A 21,051-nucleotide genomic window follows, 5' to 3' on the forward strand; every position below is an offset into this window, starting at 1 on the left:
ATTTTCTAAACTTATTTTTAGACTAATCTAAAAATAAGTTTATATTTGCATAAAAATTAACTAAAATGAAATACAAATTAGCTCTAATATGTTTTGGGATAAGTATTTGGGTAAGCGCTCAAAATACGAATACAAGTATTACAGATAATGTAGATGCAGAATTGGGAGCATTAATTACCGACAGACCAGACGCAACAGAATCTCCAACTGCGATGCCTAAAGGGTTTTTACAGGTTGAAACTGGTGGTTTTTATGAAAGTTTTGAAGAAAACGCCGTAAAATCTGAAAATTACACCTACAACACTACCTTAGTGCGTTTTGGATTACTAGATAATTTAGAATTAAGATTGGGGTGGAATTTCACCGAAGGTCAAACTACAGTAAATGGTAGAACATTAGACAATGTAACTTCTGGCTTCGAGCCTTTATTACTAGGTTTTAAAACCACTATTACTCAGGAAAATGGATTTATGCCAGAGATTGGTTTTCTGGGACACTTGTATTTACCTTTTACCGCTTCTACAGATTATAGACCAGAAACTACAGGAGCCGATTTTAGATTTTCTTTTGCTCATACCTTAAGTGAAAAATCTAGCTTAGCTTATAATTTAGGTGCTGCTTGGGGAAATGACTCTTCAGAAGTTGCTTATCTATATACCTTGGCTTATGGTTATAGTATTACAGATAAAATTGGTGCTTATGTTGAAGTTTATGGCGATTTTCCTGAAGATAATCAAGCCAACCACTTGTGGGATGCTGGTTTTACCTACTTGCTAAACAATAATGTCCAGTTTGATGCCACTTTTGGATCTAGTTTTACTAAAGGACAAGATATTTTATTAAGTGCAGGAGTAAGTTTTAGAATTCCTAAAAAATAAATACGATAAAAAATGAAGAATATATTATGTCTTGTAACACTTGTTATAACATTGGTTTCTTGTAAAAATGAAACAAACTCTAATGGAAAATTAAATGTAGTAACTACAACTACCATGATTACCGACTTGGTACAAAATATTGGTGGAGACCACATTACTGTTAATGGTTTAATGGGCTCTGGAGTAGACCCGCACTTGTATAAAGCAAGTGAAGGCGACGTGAATAAACTAGTTAATGCAGATGTTATTTTTTATAACGGATTGCATTTGGAAGGTAAATTGGTTGAGGTTTTTGAAAAAATGGGAAATAACACCAGATCTCAAATTGCTTTAGCTGAAGAATTGGATAAATCCGGGTTAATTGGGAGCGAATATTTTGCCTCTAATTACGATCCGCATGTTTGGTTCAATATTCAGTATTTTAAGCAATTCACAAAAAAAGTCACTAAAGTTTTGTCTGAAAAAGATCCTGAAAACAGTGAAAATTATAAAGCAAATGAAGCTAAATTTTTAGAAAAACTAGATGCTCTGGAAATTACAGTAAAATCTACAATAGAAGCATTGCCTAAGGAAAAACGTATATTAGTTACCGCTCACGACGCGTTTAATTACTTCGGAAAAGCTTACGACTTTGAAGTGGTTGGTTTACAGGGCTTAAGTACAGCTACAGAAGCAGGTGTGAAAGATGTACAACAATTAGCAAGTTTTATCATAGAGCATAAAATTAAAGCAGTTTTTGTTGAAAGTTCTGTACCTAAACGTACCATTGAAGCTTTACAAGCTGCAGTAAAAGCTCAAAATCATGACGTTCAGATTGGTGGTACTTTATATTCAGATGCTTTGGGAACCTCAGGAACTATTGAAGGAACTTATGTAGGTATGTTTGAGTATAACGTAAAGACTATTGTAAACGCTTTAAAATAAAAACACGTATTTATGTCAAATCCAATAGCTATTAAGGTAGACGATTTAACGGTTGCATATAATTATAAACCTGTACTTTGGGACATCGATTTAGAAATTCCAGAAGGTGTTTTAATGGCTATAGTTGGTCCTAACGGAGCAGGAAAATCGACTCTTATTAAATCTATTTTAGGTATTTTAAAACCTATAGCTGGTAGTGTTTCTATATATGGGAAACCATATAAAAAACAACGTGACTTGGTTGCTTATGTGCCACAAAAGGGAAGTGTAGATTGGGATTTTCCAACCACAGCTTTAGATGTTGTTACTATGGGAACTTACGGTGCTTTGGGTTGGATTAAACGTCCGGGACAGAAAGAGAAGAAAGCTGCTTTAGAAGCTCTGGAAAAAGTAGGAATGTTACCATTTAAAGGCCGACAAATTAGTCAGCTTTCTGGTGGGCAACAACAACGTATTTTCTTAGCAAGAGCTTTAGTGCAAAATGCATCTATCTATTTTATGGATGAACCTTTTCAAGGTGTAGATGCAACAACAGAAATTGCTATTATTAATATTTTAAAAGAATTACGCAAAGCTGGCAAAACTGTAGTTGTTGTACATCACGATTTGCAAACAGTACCAGAATATTTCGATTGGGTTACCTTTTTAAATGTGAAAAAAATAGCAACAGGTGCAGTGAAAGATATTTTTAATGATGATAATTTAACTAAAACCTACGGGATTAATTTTAAGGTAAGTGTTAATAAATAGGTTTTTGTAATGAAACAGCTATCAGTCATCAATTAACGATTTTACCAAATACCAACTACTAAAGAAAAAATGAACTTTACAGATTACACCTTTCTTGTTATTGCAATAGGAACTGCCATTTTGGGAGCAGTTTGTGGTATGCTTGGAAGTTTTGCGGTGTTAAGAAAGCAAAGTCTTTTGGGAGATGCTATTTCTCATGCTGCTTTGCCAGGTATTGCGATAGCTTTTTTAATAACGGGTGCTAAAGAAAGTAATGTGTTATTACTTGGTGCCTTAATTAGTGGACTTGTTGGTACGTTCTGGATTCGTGGTATTATCACCAAAACACATTTAAAGTCCGATACAGCTTTAGGATTAATTTTGTCACTTTTTTTTGGGTTTGGAATGTTACTTTTAACGTTTATTCAGAAGCAACCCAACGCCAATCAGGCAGGATTAGATAAATATTTATTTGGTCAGGCAGCTACATTACTCATTGCAGATGTGTATTTAATGGCTATAGTTACGGGATTATGTCTATTTGTATTATTGCTGTTCTGGAAAGAATTTAAAATCCTATTATTTGATGCCGATTATACCAAAACCTTAGGATTTAACACCAAATTTATAGATGTATTAATTACAAGTTTTATAGTGTTAGCCATAGTTTTAGGCTTACAAACGGTAGGTGTGGTTTTAATGAGTGCGATGCTTTTAGCACCAGCAGCAGCAGCACGACAGTGGACAAACAGCTTAAGTACTATGGTTATTTTGGCAGCTGTTTTTGGCGCTTTTTCTGGAGTGTTTGGAACAGTAATTAGTGCTAGTCAAAATAATTTATCTACTGGTCCGGTAATTGTCATTGTTGCAGGAGTGTTTGTGCTGGTTTCTTTTGTGTTTTCTCCAAGTCGAGGTTTATTATTTAAACAAATTCGATTTATGAAAAACCGTCGCGATTTAGAGCTTTATAAAACTTTATCCTTTATGCATCATATTGCAGAAACTCACGAAGATATCTCACATCCGCACAGCATCAAATTATTAAATAATTTTCAAGGCTTTACACGAAAAACATTACAGGAGCTGGAAGAAAAAAATTACATCACGATTTCTGGTTTAAACTGGAGTTTAACTCCTGAAGGCTTTGAAAAAGCAAGTAATTTGTACAACCAAAATTTTAAAGATGAATAACGCTCAGGTTGAAATACAGTTAATTGCGAGTTTAGTCGCAATTGCTTGTGCTATACCAGGCACGTTTTTAGTACTTCGTAAAATGGCTATGATAAGCGATGCTATTAGTCATTCCATTTTACCGGGTATCGTTATCGGTTTTTTTATTACACAAGATTTAAATTCGCCAATTCTTATTTTACTTGCGGCATTAACCGGAATTATTACGGTAGTATTAGTGGAATATATTCAAAAAACAGGCTTAGTTAAAGAAGATACAGCAATTGGACTAGTGTTTCCAATTTTGTTTAGTATTGGGGTTATTATGATTGCAAAAAATGCCAATGACGTGCATTTGGATATAGACGCGGTATTACTAGGAGAACTGGCTTTTACACCTTTTGATCGTTTGATTTGGTTTGGTACAGATGTGGGCCCGAAATCTTTGTGGTTAATTGGAGGTATTTTAGTATTAACACTAGTATTACTCTTTGCATTTTTTAAAGAATTGAAAGTAAGCACCTTTGATGAAGGTTTATCGGCTTCGTTAGGATTTTCTCCAATACTTATTCATTATGGATTAATGAGTGTATCGTCTGTAACCACAGTTGGAGCTTTTGAGGCGGTTGGAGCTATTCTGGTCGTAGCACTTATGATTGCACCAGCTGCTAGTGCCTATTTATTAACTACCAATCTGAAAAAAATGCTACTGCTTGCAGTAGGTTTTGGAGTTTTTAGTGCAATTTCAGGCTATTGGTTGGCTCATACTTTAGATGCCTCTATTGCCGGAAGCATTACTACCATGTTAGGTCTTGTATTTTTACTAGTCTATTTATTTGCACCAAGTAAAGGGGTTATTGCTGTGTTGTATCGAGAAAAACAGCAACGTACAGAAGTGTCTTTGTTAACTTTTTTATTGCATTTAAAAAATCATGACGAGTTGGAAGAACGTCATGTTAATCACTTGCGGGAACATATCAACTGGCAAAAAGTACGCGCAAAATCTGTTTTAGATTTAGCGTTGAAAAATAATATGATTGTAATTAATAAAAATATAGTATCTCTAACTGAAAAAGGAAACACTTTTACCACAAAAGCGATTGATTATATCATAACTAATAAAGATGCTCAAATAGAAGACATGAAAGACGATTTCTTTTTGTTTAGAGGTTAGTTTTTAGTCCACAGTCCACAGTCCACAGTCCACAGTCCACAGTCCACAGTCCACAGTCCACAGTCTTCAGTCTCTTGTTTTTTTGCGTTAGTGATAGAAGCGGCATTCTTTTTTTGCTTTTGCATGTGGCAAAAAAAGATATAGCGTTTAGCACGAGCTGAAAGGAAACGCCTTAATACTTTTAAAAAACAAAAAGCCCAAAACCTATGGTCTTGAGCTTTTTAATAGTTTTAAAACTTTAAATTTTATTTTGTAGCAACTGCGTAACGACGTTCTACTTCGTTCCAGTTAATTACGTTAAAAAAAGCTTCAACGTAATCTGGTCTTCTGTTTTGGTAGTTTAAATAATATGCATGTTCCCAAACATCTAATCCTAAAATTGGTGTTCCGCCACAACCTGCTCCTGGCATTAGTGGGTTGTCTTGGTTAGGTGTAGAACACACAGAAACGCTTCCGTCTTCGTGTGCGCACAACCAAGCCCACCCTGAACCGAATTGGGTTTTTGCAGCTTTGCTAAATTCATCTTTAAAAGCATCAAAAGTTTTAAATTTTGCTTCAATAGCATCCTTTAATGCACCAGACAAACGACCTTTATTGTCAGGATTCATTATAGACCAGAATAAAGAATGGTTATAAAATCCTCCACCGTTATTTCTAACCGCTTTATTGTCCATATCTAAATTAATTAAGATATTTTCAATAGTTTTTCCTTCTAAATCGGTGCCTTCTATAGCTCCATTTAAATTATTTGTATATCCTTGATGGTGTTTACTATGGTGAATTTCCATAGTTCTTGCATCGATATGTGGTTCTAAAGCATCGTATGAATAGTCTAATTTTGGTAATTGGAATGACATAAATTTTGTTTTTAGTTTTGTTAATTTCAAAATTAACGATAATTAGATGGAATAAAATAATTTTTTAAATTTCTTTAACAACTAACTCATCGTAAATCCGTTACTTTATGATTTATATATTCTAAATGAATCAGACTAATTCTTTTAAAATTTACGATGCATCTGCTGGAAGCGGTAAGACATTTACTTTAGTTAAAGCTTATTTAAGCTTGTTGTTAGCCACTTCTAACATTTATAAATTTCAACGAATATTAGCTATTACTTTTACTAATAAAGCAGTTGGTGAAATGAAACACCGTATAATAGATTGCTTAAAGGATTTTTCTAACCCAGACATTATTAATGGCTCTAACGATATATTTAATGCTATAGCACTAGATTTAAATATTGACAAAACCATTTTACATCAAAGAGCTTCTTTGGTATTAGAAGTTATATTACAACAATATGCAGCATTAAATATTTCTACAATTGACGGATTTAATCACAGATTAATAAGAACTTTTGCACATGACTTGAAACTTCCCGTTAATTTTGAAGTTGAATTAGATACGGTTTTATTACTTCAAAAAGCTGTAGACTTACTTATTGCTAAAGCAGGTACAGATAAAGAACTTACTAAAATACTTATAAACTTTGCTATTGAAAAAGCAGATGATGATAAAAGCTGGGATATCTCTAAAGATTTAAATGAAATTGCCCTTTTACTCGTAAATGAAAACCATTTAAAACAAACAAAAGATATTGAAAATGTGTCTTTGGAAGATTTTAAGCGTTTAAAAAAACATATTAAAAATAACGTTTTAAAGCATAAAATAAGTGTCGAGACAATTGCGCAGCAAACTCTGGAAACCTTTAAAAATTACCACATTACCAAAGATGATTTTAACCGCGGGTCAGTCTGGAACTATTTTGAGAAAGCTTTATCGTTAAGCCAGCAGGACGCGTATAAAACTAAATTAGAAGAAAATTTAGAGCAGGCTAAGAGTATTTATAAAAAATCTGCACCCGTCGTAACTCAGAGGATACTTGACGAAATTATTCCAGAAATATATAGGGCTTTTATGAAAGTTAAAGAGAGTTTTTATGCCTGGAAATTTTACAAAAGTATTTACAAAAACATCACTCCACTATCACTTTTAAATCAAATAAAGCAAACGTTAAATACGATAAAAAAAGATGATAATAAAATGCTTGTTTCAGAATTTAATGGCATTATTAGTGATGAAATTAAAAATCAACCTATTCCTTTTATTTATGAACGAATAGGTGAGCGTTTCCACCATTATTTTATAGACGAATTTCAGGATACTAGCGAGTTGCAATGGAACAATCTTATCCCATTAATTGATAATACTTTAAGCACAGAACATCTTCCTAACGAGAAAGGCACAGCTATGATAGTTGGTGATGCAAAACAAGCCATTTACAGATGGCGTGGAGGAAAAGCAGAACAGTTTTTAGGGTTAATAAATAGTGATGAGCCATTTATAGAGCCAAAGCAAGTGGTAAAATTAGAAAGCAATTATCGCAGTCATAAAGCAGTTGTAAATTTTAATAATGGTTTATTTAAATTTATTTCAAAGCACTGTCTAAATCATATAGCATATAAGGAATTATACGAAAATGCAGCTCAAAAACAAATCTCTAACCATGAGGGTTTTGTGGGTATTACTTTTTTAGAATATAAAAATAAGGAAGAAGCAGAGCCATTATACTGTGAAACTGTTTTAGAACATATTAAAAGCTGCTTGGCACTAAATTATAATTACCAGGACCTTTGTGTTTTAGTTAGAAAAAAAAGTGAAGCAAAAACAATTGCCAATTATTTAGGGGACCAAAATATACCTTTTACATCATCAGACTCCTTGCTGCTTGTAAATGCAGATGAAATAGGTTTTATAAATGCTGTTTTGCAGCATATACAAAATGCATCAGATGTAGAGAACCGTCTTATTATTTTAGATTTTATTGCAATCAAATTAAATATTGAAGACAAGCATACGTTTTATTTGGATCATATTCACTTAGAAAATAATACCTTTTTTAAGCCTTTTGAGAAATTTGGTTTTTATTTTGATGCTCAGTCATCACAACAGTTACCATTATACGAGCTTGCAGAAACCATTATAAGACAATTTAAATTAGTCCATCAAAGCAATGCTTACATACAGTTTTATTTGGAAACTGTATTTGAGTTTACACAAAAAGTTTCAAGTTCAATTCAAGAATTTTTAGAATATTTTGAGTTGAATAAAACTAAACTTAAAATATCTACAGCAAGCGAAGCTAACGCTGTAAAAATTATGACGATTCATTCTTCAAAAGGATTGGAGTTTCCTGTGGTTATATATCCGTTTGTAGATTTAAATGTATATAATGAAATTAAACCAAAGGAGTGGATTGAACTTAACGAAGCCGATAGTCAAGTGTCAAACATAAATTCCATTCTTCTTGACTATAATAACGATTTTGAAAATTATAATAGCCACACCAATAGTATCTATATTAACCATAGAGCCCAACAAGAATTGGATGTTATAAATGTATTTTATGTAGCGTTAACTAGAGCAGTAGAACGTTTATGTATAATAACCAAAAAAGAGGCAAAACCTAACCTAGAAACCTATCAAGGTATATTATATCATTATCTTGAGCATTTAGGAGAACAATTAAATAGTCAAGAACATATAAATTTTGGAAATATAAATCAGCTTTCGCAAAAAAAATCATCAAGTGATAATGAATCAAATCCTCTAGAGTTTATAAGCGTTGCTAAAGAAGATCATGGTATTCACTTAATTACATCTTCAGGAGCGTTGTGGGGATCAGTTCAGGAAGAAGCACTTCAAAAAGGTAATGCAATACACCATATTATGTCGCGAGTTTATTATGCAAAAGATGTTTGTGCAGCTGTAAATTTCCAGATTACAAAAGGGAACGTGTCTAAAGAAGAAGCTAAAAACCTTCTGCCCTTATTAAATGATTTGGTAAATATGGAATCACTTAAAGGTTATTATAGTCGTGATTACTCCATTTTTAATGAAACCGATTTATTATCTCAAAACGGGTTAATACTAAGACCAGACCGTTTTGTAGTAAAGAATAATACAGCAACTATTATCGATTATAAAACAGGGTTAAAAAACCCGAAGTATAAAGAGCAGCTACATGCATATAGGTTAGCATTGGAAGATGTTGGCTTTGCAGTAGAAAAATTATTAATAGTGTATATAAATGATGCTATAATTATTGAAGAAGTTTAAAAAAGACCTTAAATTTGAAAAAAAACAAATATGTATTCAAAAATAAAAGAACATTTAGCTGAAGAATTACAAACCATTAAAGATAATGGATTATTTAAATCTGAACGCATAATTACTTCACCTCAAGGTGCAGAAATCACTTTAAATACAGGAGAAACCGTTTTAAACTTTTGTGCTAACAACTATTTGGGATTATCTAGTCATCCAGATGTTATTCAGGCAGCAAAAGACGCAATGGATACGCATGGGTTTGGAATGTCCTCTGTCCGTTTTATTTGCGGTACTCAGGATATTCATAAGGAATTAGAACAAAAAATAGCAGATTTCTATCAAACTGAAGATACTATTTTATATGCTGCAGCTTTCGACGCCAACGGTGGAGTTTTTGAGCCGTTATTAGGCGCAGAGGATGCTATTATTTCCGATAGTTTAAATCACGCCTCTATAATTGATGGAGTGCGTTTGTGTAAAGCCAAACGTTTTAGATATCAAAATAATGATATGGCGGATTTGGAGCAACAACTTATTGCTGCAAACGAAAAAAATGCCCGTTTTAAAATTATTGTAACCGATGGTGTGTTTTCAATGGATGGTTTGGTTGCTCCATTAGACAAAATTTGTGATTTAGCCGATAAATATGATGCGATGGTTATGATAGACGAATGTCATGCAGCAGGTTTTATAGGTAAAACCGGTATTGGAACTTTAGAAGAAAAAGGTGTTCTTGGCCGAATAGATATTATTACAGGTACCTTAGGGAAAGCTTTAGGTGGTGCTATGGGAGGTTATACGACAGGTAAAAAGGAAATTATCGAAATGTTGCGTCAGAAATCGAGACCATATTTGTTTTCAAACTCTTTAGCGCCTGCAATTGTTGGTGCATCTATAAAGGTATTCGATTTATTAAAGAATGATACGAGTCTTAGAGACCAGTTAGAAAAAAACACTAATCATTTTAAAAAAGGTATGAAAGCAGCAGGTTTTGATATAGTTGACGGAGACTCAGCAATCGTACCTGTAATGCTCTATGATGCGAAATTAGCTCAAAGTATGGCAAATGAGCTCTTAAAAGAAGGAATTTATGTTATTGGATTTTTCTTTCCAGTAGTTCCTAAAGAAAAAGCGAGGATTAGAGTCCAGCTGTCTGCAGCACATACTGAAAACCAGCTCAATAAAGCTGTAGAGGCTTTTATAAAGGTCGGAAAAAAGCTTGATATCATTACCTAAAAAGCATCTTTAAGGATAATTTAACGTAAAAAATGTAATATTTTTAACATTTCACTTTGTTAATAATTTATAACCACTTACTTTTGTTACCGATTAACACTTAAAATTAAATTTAATTGAATATGAAAAATCTTAACCGATTAGTATTAGCATTGGTGCTTTTAGTGAGCTTTAGCAATGTAAATGCACAAGACGAAAACAACCCTTGGGCAATCTCTTTTGGTATAAATGCAGTTGATGTATTTCCAGTAGGAGAAGATGCTCCACAAGGAGATTATTTCCAAGAATTCTATAATGTTAAGGATCACTGGAACATTTTACCTTCATTGTCAACTATTTCTGTTTCTAAGTATTTAGGAAAAAACTTTTCTTTAGAGGCAAGAGGTTCTATTAATAAAATAGAAAAATGGGGTCAATTTGGTAGTGATGTACCAAGCGTTAAAGTAGGAGATTTAGATTATTATGCTGTAGATGGTGCTGTTCGTTACCACTTTGGTACTCTGTTTGGATTCTTAAGCCCTAACTTAGGTGTTGGTGGTGGTTACACTTGGATTGAAGAAGGAACTTATAATACATTCTCTGTTGAGAGAGGAAGAGATAATTTAGTAGGAGCTGGAACTGTAAATGGTGCTATTGGTTTAGATATCAATATTTCAGAGCATATTGCACTAATGCTAGAAACTAAATATAAGCATTCATTCGAAGAATATTTAACTTCTCATTTTCAACATAATGCAGGTATTAAAGTTAAATTTGGTGGTAAAGATACTGATGGTGATGGTGTTTACGATAAAGACGATGCTTGTCCAGAAGTTCCTGGTTTAGCTGAATTTAATGGATGTCCTGATACTGATGGTGACGGAATCGAAGATGCTAAAGATACTTGTCCTAACGAAGCTGGATTAGCTGAGTTTAACGGATGTCCTGATACTGATGGTGACGGTGTTCCAGATAATACTGATGCTTGTCCAACTGTTAAAGGTTTAAAAACTTTAGCTGGTTGTCCTGATGCTGATGGTGATGGTGTTGCTGATAAAGATGATAAGTGTCCAGATGTTGCAGGTCCTGCAGCTAATAATGGATGTCCTTGGCCAGATGCTGATGGTGATGGTGTGTTAGATAAAGATGATAAGTGTCCTAACGTTAAAGGAACTGTTGCAAACAATGGTTGTCCTGAGCCTGTATTACCTACAGTTGAAGTAATGAATAAATTAAATAGCTATGCAAAGACAATTTTATTCGAAACTGGTAAAGCAAGTTTCAAAAAAGCAACTTACCCAGTATTACAGTCAATCACTGCAATCTTAAAAGAATATCCAGATGCTAACTTCATTATTGAAGGTCACACAGATAGTGTTGGTTCTGAAACTTTAAACCAAGGTTTATCAGACTCTAGAGCTGGTGCTGTAAAAGGTTACTTAGTTGAAAATGGAATCGACCCTGCAAGATTAGAGTCAGTTGGATTTGGTGAAACAAACCCAATCGATACTAACAAAACTGCTGCTGGTAGAAGAAACAACAGACGTGTAGAAGTAAAACTTAAAAAATAAGTTTTAACTAAATACACAAATAAATAATAAAACGCTTCGGGAAACCGAAGCGTTTTTTATTTTTATAAAATGAAAACTTTTTTACATGATGTCGTTTGCCAATTAGATGTTAAGAATATAAATGCTTATACATTTATTTTTCCAAGTAAAAGAGCAGGTGTATTTTTTAAAAAAGAACTTTTATCACATATTTCTGGAACAGTTATAAGTCCATTAATTTTAAGTATTGAAGAATTTATAGAAGAAGTAAGTGGAACAATAACTATAAGCAATACAGTAGCTCTATTTATTTTATATGATGTTTATTTAAAAACTCCTTCTAAACTACCTAAAGATAATTTTTATGCATTTAGTAAATGGGCTCAACTTATTATACAGGACTTTAATGAAATAGATCGGTATAATATTAATTCTAGTCAGATATTTAACTACTTGGCTTCAATTAAAGAAATTGAGCATTGGTCTAAAAACTTAAACCAATCAGAGTTAATTTATAATTATTTAGAGTTTTGGAATTCTTTAGAATTACTTTATAATAATTTTAGTGAGACTTTATTAGATCAAGCTAAGGCATATCAAGGATTGGTTTACAAAGTGGCAAAAAATAATATAGATGATTATATTAAAGAGACTAATAAAACGCATGTTTTTGTTGGCTTTAATGCCTTAAATACCTGTGAAGAAATCATTTTTAAATCATTTAAGCAATCTGATAAAGCACTTTTTTTCTGGGATTTAGACGAGTATTTCTATAATAAAAAAAATCACAGCGCAGGAAAATTTATTCGTTCCTTCAAAGAAAACAACTTATTTGAAACTAACGATTTAACTAAATTACCAAATTATTATACTCATAAAAAAGATATTTCTATTTATGGCACACAAAAGAGTGTGGGGCAAGCAAAGTTGGTAGGTCAAATTTTAGATAGTTTAGATACTGAAAATATTTCTAAAACGGCTCTTGTTCTCGGAGATGAAAATTTATTATTACCAGTTTTGGGGTCAATCCCTAAATCGGTTAATAATATAAATATTACTATGGGTTTGCCATTAAATCTGTCGTCTTTTTATCATTTATTTCTATTAATATTCAACGTAAAATCTTCAAAAGAAACTCACATATTTTATAAAGATTTATTTAATATAATATCTAATGAATATTTGCGACCAATTTTTATTTCAGATTCAATAGATGTTGTTTTAACTAATTTAAAGCAATCTAACGAAGTTTTCTATACACTAGAAAAGGTTTGTTTATTTTTTCCTAAAAATGAAGATTTTCTGAAGGCTATATTTTATAAAGATAATAATGTTACTGATTCTATTCATCAATTTTTATTCATTATCAATGTATTGAAAGATGAATTGACTCTAAGACCTAATTCTGCTATTGAATTAGAGTATCTCTACAAATTTAATCAGGTTTTCGAGCAGCTTTTAGATTTAAATAAAACCTATAAGCATATTACATCTATTTCTATACTTTTCGAATTATTTAAAGAATTAGTTTCCAATGAAACGCTTGATATTAAAGGAGAGCCTTTACAAGGATTACAAATTATGGGAATGTTAGAATCTAGGGTTTTAGATTTTGAAAACGTTATCATTACCTCTGTTAATGAAGGGATTTTACCTTCGGGAAAATCTGATAATTCTTTTATTCCTTTCGACTTAAAAACGGAATACGGTTTACCAACATATACAGATAAAGATGCCGTTTATACCTACCATTTTTATCATTTATTACAACGTGCAAAAAACGTCCATATTATTTATAATACCGAAATGGATGCGCTTTTGGGTGGAGAAAAAAGCCGATTTATTCATCAGCTTGAAACGGAACAATTACATAATATTCAGCATCATATTTTGTCGGCAGATATTCCAACATATATTGAAACACCAAATCATATAATAAAAACGCCTTTAGTATTAAGTAGTATAAAACAACTAGCCCAAAAAGGATTTTCACCTTCATCTTTAACAAACTATATTCGAAATCCTTTAGATTTTTATTATGATAAGGTTTTGGGAATACAAAAGGAAGATAACATTGAAGAAGTTGTTGCAGCTAATACTTTAGGAACTATAGTACATGAAGTACTTGAAGTATTTTACAAACCATTTGAAGGTAAGATTTTAGAAGTCGAGCCATTAGAAGCTTTAAAGACTAAAATAGACGCTACGGTTTTAATGTATTTTGAAAAAATATATAAAAATGGTGATGTTACTAAAGGAAAGAACCTTATTATTTTTGAGGTTGCAAAGCGTTATGTTTTAAATTTTTTAAATTTTGAAATTGCCGAATTAAAAAATGGGCATGAGATTAAAATTATTGCATTAGAGCTTAAAAATGAAATAATTTTGGATGTGGAACCTTTGAATTTCCCTATTAAAATTAAGGGAACAGTAGATAGAATTGACGAATTTAATGGAATTACCCGAATTATAGATTATAAAACGGGTAGCGTTAAACAAGATAAAGTTAGGGTGATGAACTGGGAAGATATTTCCTTAGATTACGATAAGTACAGTAAACCATTCCAGATTTTAACTTATGCCTTAATGATGTCACAATCCGCTCCTTTGAAGTTCCCTTTGCAGGCTGGGATCATTTCATTTAAAAACTTAAAATCAGGTTTTTTACCTTTTCAAAAACAAATATCTTATGGTAAATATGATGATTTCATTTCACAAGAAACTTTAAACGACTTTAAACAGGAACTTTGTAAATTAATTCTGGAGATTTGTGATGAAAAAACAGATTTTGTAGAAAAAGAAATTAAGAGTTTTTCTTCATTTTAGTTAAATAAGCCAAGTTTGGTAAAATCCTATCATGATGTTTTACAAAAGGATTTGCAATGTCCCAGACATAACCAGCTAAAACCGAACAAATTTGACGCTTGTTTTCTAAATTATCGTCCGCATTAAAAAACAAGGTTTGTAAATTTCCAGTGTACCATTCCTTAACATAGCTTTTAAAAACATTAACCCCAGATTTTATATAAAGCTCGTAGTCTGTTTCCCAATTTACAAGGTCTCCTTTTAGTTGTAACGCTGTAAGTTGTGCTGCTTTTAGGGCAGATTCTGTTGCAAATGTTACACCACTCGAAAATACAGGATCCAAAAATTCTGCACTATTTCCTGTTAAAGCAAAACCAGTTCCATAGAGTTTGGTTGCCGATTTGGAAAACGCACACATGTCATAGGTATTAATTATAGGCTCACAATCTTTAAAACGCTGTTTGTAATGCTCAGACTTATTCAAGAAATAATTTAACTTGGTAAAGGCATCACCTTTCGTTTTTTTAATAGTTTCCTCGTTGCTTACCACGCCTAAACTGGTGTTTCCGTTAGAGAAAGGAATAACCCAAAGCCAAGTATTTAAATCTAAAACATCAAAAGTAATTAAAGTACCTTCTTTACCTTTTGGACGATTAACATCTTTTACATGAGTAAATACACTTGCATTAACCTGCACGTCGGAAGCTTTATTTAAAGTCATTTGGTTAGCCAATAATCGACCATAACCACTACAATCAATAATAAATTTTGCCAGAATTGTTTTTTCAGAAGCGTTTTTAATATGTTTTACCCGAGATGTTGAGCTTCCGTTAGGTTGTATATCAACATCCAATACTTCAGTGTTAAAAAGGACTTTCACGCCATGTTTTTCTAAAGTATCGGTTAGAACTTTATCAAATTCTGCACGAGGCACCTGCCAAGTCCAATCCCAGCCTTCTGTAAATTTATCGCTAAAATCAAATTCACAAACATCATTACCTCTAATAAAACGTGCACCATACTTTTTTTCGAATCCAGCTTGATTAATAGCATCAAAAAGTCCAACTTCAGTAAAATGCTCCATGCATCTTGGGAGCAAGCTTTCTCCTATGGCAAATCTTGGAAATTCGTTTTTCTCAACAACCAAGACATTGTAGCCTTTTTGCTTTAAATACATCGCCGCAACACAGCCAGCAGGACCAGCACCAATAATTAATATATCTACAGAGGGATTATCTTTCAATTTATAGGCGTGTTATAATAAAAATCTTAATTTTATCGAATAGAATTTAAAAGTACAATTTAGTTTTAAATTGAAAAACATATAAATGCTAAATATAAACGGAACCTTAAGCTTAAAAGATTTTAATACAGTAGTATTTAAAAATACACCGGTACAAATAGATGAGGATACAATGCTTGCGGTAAAAGCAAGTCATGATTTTTTAAAAGAATTTGCAGAAAATAAAATTATATATGGTGTAAATACAGGGTTTGGACCTATGGCGCAGTATAAAATTGAAGCCTCTAAAACTAAAGAGCTTCAATATAATTTAATACGTAGCCATGCGTCCGGCACAGGAGATGTGTTAGATGAAGCCTGTGTTAGAGCAGCTTTATTGGCACGTTTAAACACCTTGTCTCTAGGAAACTCAGGCATTCATTCTTCGGTATTAGATGTCATGAAAGCGCTGTTAAATAAAAATATTCATCCACTTATATTTCATCATGGCGGCGTAGGAGCAAGTGGAGATTTGGTGCAATTAGCACATATAGCGCTGGTTCTTATAGGTGAAGGTGAAGTGTTTTTCAAAGGAAAACGATTAGAAACCAAAGAGGTTTTTAATACCGAACAAATTAAGCCTATAGAGATTGTCCTTCGTGAAGGATTAGGATTAATTAATGGAACTTCTGTAATGACTGGAATTGGCATGATTAATTTAATTTATGCTAAAAAAATAATTAAAATTTCAACTCAATGTTCTTCGGCCATAAATGAATTGGTTCAAGCTTATGACGATCATTTATCCTTAGAACTGCATCAAACCAAAAAACATGGTGGTCAAAGTGAAGTAGCAGAGCAAATGCGACTTCATCTTAAAGACAGTAAGCTTATAAAACATAGAGCACAACATTTGTATAAGTCGAATGAAGATGTAGACATCTTCCACGATAAAGTACAGGAATATTACTCTATACGTTGTGTGCCACAAATTTTAGGACCTGTTTTAGACACTATTAATCAGGCAGAAAAAGTTTTGGTAGACGAAGTTAATTCGGCTAACGACAACCCGATTATAGATGTTGCAAATCAAAATGTATATCATGGAGGCAATTTTCATGGCGATTATGTTTCTCTAGAAATGGATAAATTAAAGCTAGTTATAACCAAAACCAGTATGTTGGCAGAACGACAACTAAATTATTTACTTAACTCTAAGCTGAATAATTTATTACCACCATTTGTAAATTTGGGACAACTAGGATTAAATTTTGGAATGCAAGGAGTACAATTTACCGCAACGTCTACCACAGCCGAAAATCAGACCTTATCAAATCCTATGTATGTACATAGTATCCCAAATAATAACGACAATCAAGATGTGGTAAGTATGGGCACCAATGCCGCCTTATTAACTAAAAAAGTGATTGAAAATACTTTTGAAGTATTAGCGATAGAAGTTATTACTATTATTCAGGCTATAGAGTATTTGGAAATTCAGGATAAACTGTCTTCAGAGACGCTTAAACTATATACGTCTATTAGAGAAATTGTTCCGGTGTTTAAAGAAGATCTTGTGATGTATCCTTACATTTCAAAAGTAAAAGCTTTTTTAATGCAGACGAATACTACTATTTAATATGAAAAAGATAGCATTAGTTACAGGTGGATCACGAGGCATTGGCAAAGCTATTTGTATAGAATTGGCAAAACACTTAGACCTTCATATTTTAATAAATTATAATTCTAACGAAGCTGCAGCAAAAGATACTTTAGCTCAAATTGAAGCTTTTGGTGGTTCTGCTGAAATATTAAAATGTGATGTGTCAAATGCTGAAGATGTAGAAAAAACATTGAATATCTGGCAGACGAACAACCCAGAACAAGGCATTTCTATACTCATTAATAATGCAGGGATTACAAAAGACGGTTTATTTATGTGGATGCCAGAAGCAGACTGGTCTTCAGTATTTAATACGAGTGTAAATGGGTTTTTCAATATGACTCAAAAGGTCATTCAACCTATGATGCTTCAAAAATTTGGACGTATTATAAATATAGTCTCTCTGTCGGGACTTCATGGTCAGGCTGGGCAAACTAATTATTCGGCAGCAAAAGGCGCTATCATTTCAGCAACAAAAGCATTGTCTAAAGAAGTGGCAAAAAAAGGGGTAACCGTAAATGCGGTAGCACCTGGTTTTATAACTTCCGATATGACCAAAGATTTAGACCAAACGCAGCTTAAAAAACAAATACCGGCAAATCGTTTTGGAGAACCAGAAGAAGTCGCTCATTTGGTCGCTTTTTTAGCCTCAGAAAAAGCCTCTTATATTACAGGAGAAATTATTAGCATTTCCGGAGGGATTTAAAATATACATTGGTTTAAATTAAACAATAATATGGCAGCAGAGTGGGACGGGAAATCTCGAGGTAGTGTGTTTGGCTTTAAGGTTTTTGTGTTTTTCATCAAAAACTTTGGAGTTAATGCCGCTTACGCTTTAATGCACTTGCCGGTTCCTTATTTTTGTTTGTTTTCTGGTAAAAATGTTCAAGGATTACGTTTTTATTTTAGAAAACGTTTGGGATATTCTTGGTTTAAATCAGCCCTTAGTATCTATAAAACCTACTATGTGTTTGGGCAGACGTTAATAGATAAAATAGCAATTTCGGCAAATCTAAGAGACTCTTATACATTTAATTATAATGGAGAACATCTTATTAAAGATGCTCTAGCAGAACAAAAAGGTGGTTTACTTATAAGTGCTCACATGGGTAATTTTGAGTTAGCACAATATTTTTTTAAAAACAGAATTGACAAGACTAACGTTAGTATAGTCATAACAGACCAAGACCATCAGGCTATAAAGGATTATCTTAATAAATACCTTAAAAAAGACGAAACACAATTTATTATTGTAAAATACGATTTTTCTCATATTTTCGAGATTAATGCAGCTTTGGCACAAAACCGTTTGGTATGTATTTCTGGCGACAGATATTTAGAAGGAGTAAAATGTATTGAAGGCAAACTACTAAATAAAACAGCTAAATTTCCGGTTGGACCATTCCATTTGGGTAGTAAATTACAAGTGCCTGTACTCTTTGTGTATGTATTTAGAGAGCCTAAAAAGAAGTATCAATTATATGCCGAAAGAGTTCAAGTGATTTCAAAAAGACCAGAGGATTTATTACAATCTTATACAGAAAGTTTAGAAAAAATGATTTCAAAATACCCGTTACAATGGTTCAATTTTTATAACTTTTGGGACGATGAAGCATAATTTGAACAATTTTACATTACCTATCAACTCATTATCGGAAATTAAACAACTCATTCCGCATAGAGCACCAATAATTATGGTGGATGGTTTGCTAGATTTTGCTGAAGGAAATGCGGAAACAACACTTACAATTGAACCCGAGAACCTATTTGCAGAAAATGGTTTTTTTAATGAAATGGGATTAATTGAACATATGGCACAAAGTGTAGCTTTATATACAGGTTTTAAAAATAAAGATAATTTAACGTCAGCAAAAGAAGGCTTTATTGCAGGCGTAAAGCAATTTAAATTAGAACAGTTACCTTTAGTCAATCAAACTTTAATAACTAAAGTTATTATCTTGTACGAAACAGAACAAATGGTGTTGGTTAATTTTGAAAGTTATGTAGGCGAAACTTTAATAGCAAGCGCCCAAATGAGTACTATTTTAAAAGATTAATATGAACCAGCTCACAGCAACGTTTCCCATACAAATCTCGTTTAGTGACGTCGACTCCTTAGGTATTGTTTGGCATGGCCATTATATTAAATATTTTGAATTTGCCAGAGAAGCATTTGCTAAAAAACACCATATCGACTACTTAACAGCAAAAGCTCATGGCTTTGCCTTACCAATTGTTAAAACCAACACAGAGCATAAACTAACTTTAAAATACGGGCAAAACCCAACAATTAAAGTAGAGTTGATCCCTAAAGAGTCAGCTAAAATAGTTTATAAATACACCATTTATAATGAAGACAACCAAGTAGTTTGTTTAGGCGAAACGACTCAGGTTTTTACTCATTTTGAAATTAACGAATTAGCTTTGGTTTTCCCCGAATATTATAAAACAGCTTTAAAACAAATGCTAAATGACTAAAATTTATTTGTCGCATAGCACTATTATTTCGGCTTTAGGGTTTTCTACCGAAGAAAATATACGCAATGTTGAGGCTAATATTTCAGGTGTAAAATTAATTGATGACACATCTTATTTTCATTCACCATTTTACGGATCTATCATAGATAAAGACCGACTACATTCCGCATATAAAAAATTAGAATATAACATGGAAGCTTCGGTTTTAGAACAAGCCATGATATGTTCTTTAGCTGAAGTTATTTCAGCTTCAAAATTAAAAATAAGCTCTAAAACAGGCTTAATTATTTCAACAACCAAAGGAAATATCAACGCGTTAAATAAGCAAGACCAAAGTTCTGCCTATTTAAGTGTTTTAGCTCAAAAAATAAAAACTGTTTTTGGTTTTAAACAACAGCCCATTGTGGTGTCTAACGCATGCGTTTCTGGTGTTTTAGCGCTTTCTGTAGCTAAACGTTACCTTTTAGAAAATGAATACGATAATGTTTTTGTGGTTAGTGGCGATTTAGTTTCAGAATTTATTTTGTCTGGGTTTAATTCCTTTCAAGCTATGAGTGCAGAACCTTGTAAACCTTACGATGCTAAAAGGAAAGGTATTAATATAGGCGAAGCAGTTGCCAGCATTTTAGTAACAAAAAGTACAGCTAATTTATCCGAAGATGCTGTAGAATTGTTAGGCGAATCGTCTATAAACGATGCCAACCATATTTCTGGACCTTCGCGGATTGGAGAAGGGCTTTCTAGAAGTATTACAATAGCTTTAAAAGAAGCTGGTTTAAAGGCTACAGATATCGATTATATTTCGGCTCACGGCACCGCAACACTTTTTAACGATAATATGGAAGCCGAAGCCTTTAATAGAATTGGACTTCAAAAAACACCAGTTAATAGTTATAAAGCGTATTACGGTCATACTTTAGGTACTTCTGGCTTGCTGGAAACCATTTTAGCCATGCAATCATTACACAAAAATACATTGTTTACCTCTTTAGGATTTACCAATTTAGGCACAAACAAAGCTTTAAATGTTATTTCTAAAAATAAAAAAACAACTCTAACCTATGCTTTAAAAACCGCATCGGGTTTTGGAGGTGTCAATACGGCAGTGGTTTTTAAAAAAATATATTAA

General features: G+C 32.6%; 17 protein-coding genes. 15 read left to right on the top strand and 2 right to left on the bottom strand.

What is annotated here, in order from left to right; translation table 11 throughout:
• Positions 1-65: 65 nt before the first annotated feature.
• The 5 genes from C7H52_RS03975 to C7H52_RS03995 all read left to right on the top strand — a co-directional run bounded on the left by C7H52_RS03975 (position 66) and on the right by C7H52_RS03995 (position 4,875).
• The gene (locus tag C7H52_RS03975; RefSeq protein ID WP_106462590.1) at positions 66-878 is read left to right on the top strand and encodes a transporter; all 813 of its coding nucleotides are present in this window, start codon (positions 66-68) and stop codon (positions 876-878) included.
• A 12-nt stretch (positions 879-890) separates the two neighbouring features.
• Complete coding sequence (locus C7H52_RS03980) at positions 891-1,802, top strand: metal ABC transporter solute-binding protein, Zn/Mn family (RefSeq protein WP_106462591.1); 912 nt, start codon at positions 891-893, stop codon at positions 1,800-1,802.
• A gap of 12 nt (positions 1,803-1,814) precedes the next feature.
• Entirely contained in the window at positions 1,815-2,552 is a 738-nt protein-coding gene (locus C7H52_RS03985) for a metal ABC transporter ATP-binding protein (protein WP_106462592.1), read from the top strand.
• 69 nt (positions 2,553-2,621) lie between these two features.
• Positions 2,622-3,722, top strand: a complete 1,101-nt coding sequence (locus C7H52_RS03990) for a metal ABC transporter permease (protein ID WP_106462593.1) — start codon at positions 2,622-2,624, stop codon at positions 3,720-3,722.
• A complete protein-coding gene (locus C7H52_RS03995) occupies positions 3,715-4,875 on the top strand; it encodes a metal ABC transporter permease (protein WP_106462594.1) in 1,161 nt (386 codons plus the stop codon). Before C7H52_RS03990 ends, C7H52_RS03995 begins: the two co-directional genes overlap by 8 nt.
• Before the next feature lie 245 nt (positions 4,876-5,120).
• Here the strand turns inward: C7H52_RS03995 and C7H52_RS04000 are convergent, their stop codons facing one another.
• Positions 5,121-5,732: a superoxide dismutase gene (locus C7H52_RS04000; RefSeq protein ID WP_106462595.1), complete on the bottom strand. Its 612-nt coding sequence runs from the start codon at positions 5,730-5,732 to the stop codon at positions 5,121-5,123.
• A 125-nt stretch (positions 5,733-5,857) separates the two neighbouring features.
• Between C7H52_RS04000 and C7H52_RS04005 the strand changes: the two genes are divergently transcribed.
• The 4 genes from C7H52_RS04005 (at position 5,858) to C7H52_RS04020 (ending at position 14,580) form a co-directional block, all read left to right on the top strand.
• Entirely contained in the window at positions 5,858-8,998 is a 3,141-nt protein-coding gene (locus tag C7H52_RS04005; protein ID WP_106462596.1) for a UvrD-helicase domain-containing protein, read from the top strand.
• A 30-nt stretch (positions 8,999-9,028) separates the two neighbouring features.
• On the top strand, positions 9,029-10,225 hold the full coding sequence (kbl, locus tag C7H52_RS04010; RefSeq protein WP_106462597.1) for a glycine C-acetyltransferase: 1,197 nt from the start codon (positions 9,029-9,031) through the stop codon (positions 10,223-10,225).
• Between the two features lie 122 nt (positions 10,226-10,347).
• On the top strand, positions 10,348-11,775 hold the full coding sequence (locus C7H52_RS04015; protein WP_106462598.1) for an OmpA family protein: 1,428 nt from the start codon (positions 10,348-10,350) through the stop codon (positions 11,773-11,775).
• 69 nt (positions 11,776-11,844) lie between these two features.
• Positions 11,845-14,580, top strand: coding sequence for a PD-(D/E)XK nuclease family protein (locus C7H52_RS04020; protein WP_106462599.1), 2,736 nt, complete (start codon positions 11,845-11,847; stop codon positions 14,578-14,580).
• Here C7H52_RS04020 and C7H52_RS04025 read toward each other — a convergent pair.
• Entirely contained in the window at positions 14,558-15,802 is a 1,245-nt protein-coding gene (locus tag C7H52_RS04025) for an NAD(P)/FAD-dependent oxidoreductase (RefSeq protein WP_106462600.1), read from the bottom strand. The two genes, C7H52_RS04020 and C7H52_RS04025, sit on opposite strands and share 23 nt — an antisense overlap.
• Before the next feature lie 85 nt (positions 15,803-15,887).
• On the opposite strand from C7H52_RS04025, the gene C7H52_RS04030 reads away from it, so the two are divergent.
• The 6 genes from C7H52_RS04030 to C7H52_RS04055 are packed head-to-tail and all read left to right on the top strand — an operon-like array spanning position 15,888 to position 21,051.
• A complete protein-coding gene (locus C7H52_RS04030) occupies positions 15,888-17,420 on the top strand; it encodes an HAL/PAL/TAL family ammonia-lyase (protein ID WP_106462601.1) in 1,533 nt (510 codons plus the stop codon).
• A 1-nt stretch (position 17,421) separates the two neighbouring features.
• Positions 17,422-18,150: a 3-oxoacyl-ACP reductase FabG gene (gene fabG, locus C7H52_RS04035; protein ID WP_106462602.1), complete on the top strand. Its 729-nt coding sequence runs from the start codon at positions 17,422-17,424 to the stop codon at positions 18,148-18,150.
• A 30-nt stretch (positions 18,151-18,180) separates the two neighbouring features.
• Positions 18,181-19,062 (top strand): LpxL/LpxP family acyltransferase, encoded by an 882-nt coding sequence (locus tag C7H52_RS04040; protein ID WP_106462603.1) that lies wholly within the window; start codon positions 18,181-18,183, stop codon positions 19,060-19,062.
• A complete protein-coding gene (locus tag C7H52_RS04045; protein WP_106462604.1) occupies positions 19,052-19,501 on the top strand; it encodes a hypothetical protein in 450 nt (149 codons plus the stop codon). The genes C7H52_RS04040 and C7H52_RS04045 overlap by 11 nt, the downstream gene beginning before the upstream one ends.
• A 1-nt stretch (position 19,502) precedes the next feature.
• Positions 19,503-19,922 (top strand): acyl-CoA thioesterase, encoded by a 420-nt coding sequence (locus C7H52_RS04050; RefSeq protein ID WP_106462605.1) that lies wholly within the window; start codon positions 19,503-19,505, stop codon positions 19,920-19,922.
• Complete coding sequence (locus C7H52_RS04055) at positions 19,915-21,051, top strand: beta-ketoacyl-[acyl-carrier-protein] synthase family protein (protein WP_106462606.1); 1,137 nt, start codon at positions 19,915-19,917, stop codon at positions 21,049-21,051. Before C7H52_RS04050 ends, C7H52_RS04055 begins: the two co-directional genes overlap by 8 nt.

It is taken from the genome of Aurantibacter aestuarii (genome assembly GCF_003008425.1).
Lineage (GTDB): Bacteria > Bacteroidota > Bacteroidia > Flavobacteriales > Flavobacteriaceae > Aurantibacter > Aurantibacter aestuarii.

Excerpts from the sequence above, each read along its gene's own strand:
- C7H52_RS03975 (WP_106462590.1), top strand. The coding sequence starts at position 66 with ATGAAATACAAATTAGCTCTAATATGTTTTGGGATAAGTATTTGGGTA.
- C7H52_RS03980 (WP_106462591.1), top strand. The coding sequence starts at position 891 with ATGAAGAATATATTATGTCTTGTAACACTTGTTATAACATTGGTTTCT.
- C7H52_RS03985 (WP_106462592.1), top strand. The coding sequence starts at position 1,815 with ATGTCAAATCCAATAGCTATTAAGGTAGACGATTTAACGGTTGCATAT.
- C7H52_RS03990 (WP_106462593.1), top strand. The coding sequence starts at position 2,622 with ATGAACTTTACAGATTACACCTTTCTTGTTATTGCAATAGGAACTGCC.
- C7H52_RS03995 (WP_106462594.1), top strand. The coding sequence starts at position 3,715 with ATGAATAACGCTCAGGTTGAAATACAGTTAATTGCGAGTTTAGTCGCA.
- C7H52_RS04000 (WP_106462595.1), bottom strand. The coding sequence starts at position 5,732 with ATGTCATTCCAATTACCAAAATTAGACTATTCATACGATGCTTTAGAA.
- C7H52_RS04005 (WP_106462596.1), top strand. The coding sequence starts at position 5,858 with ATGAATCAGACTAATTCTTTTAAAATTTACGATGCATCTGCTGGAAGC.
- kbl (WP_106462597.1), top strand. The coding sequence starts at position 9,029 with ATGTATTCAAAAATAAAAGAACATTTAGCTGAAGAATTACAAACCATT.
- C7H52_RS04015 (WP_106462598.1), top strand. The coding sequence starts at position 10,348 with ATGAAAAATCTTAACCGATTAGTATTAGCATTGGTGCTTTTAGTGAGC.
- C7H52_RS04020 (WP_106462599.1), top strand. The coding sequence starts at position 11,845 with ATGAAAACTTTTTTACATGATGTCGTTTGCCAATTAGATGTTAAGAAT.
- C7H52_RS04030 (WP_106462601.1), top strand. The coding sequence starts at position 15,888 with ATGCTAAATATAAACGGAACCTTAAGCTTAAAAGATTTTAATACAGTA.
- fabG (WP_106462602.1), top strand. The coding sequence starts at position 17,422 with ATGAAAAAGATAGCATTAGTTACAGGTGGATCACGAGGCATTGGCAAA.
- C7H52_RS04040 (WP_106462603.1), top strand. The coding sequence starts at position 18,181 with ATGGCAGCAGAGTGGGACGGGAAATCTCGAGGTAGTGTGTTTGGCTTT.
- C7H52_RS04045 (WP_106462604.1), top strand. The coding sequence starts at position 19,052 with ATGAAGCATAATTTGAACAATTTTACATTACCTATCAACTCATTATCG.
- C7H52_RS04050 (WP_106462605.1), top strand. The coding sequence starts at position 19,503 with ATGAACCAGCTCACAGCAACGTTTCCCATACAAATCTCGTTTAGTGAC.
- C7H52_RS04055 (WP_106462606.1), top strand. The coding sequence starts at position 19,915 with ATGACTAAAATTTATTTGTCGCATAGCACTATTATTTCGGCTTTAGGG.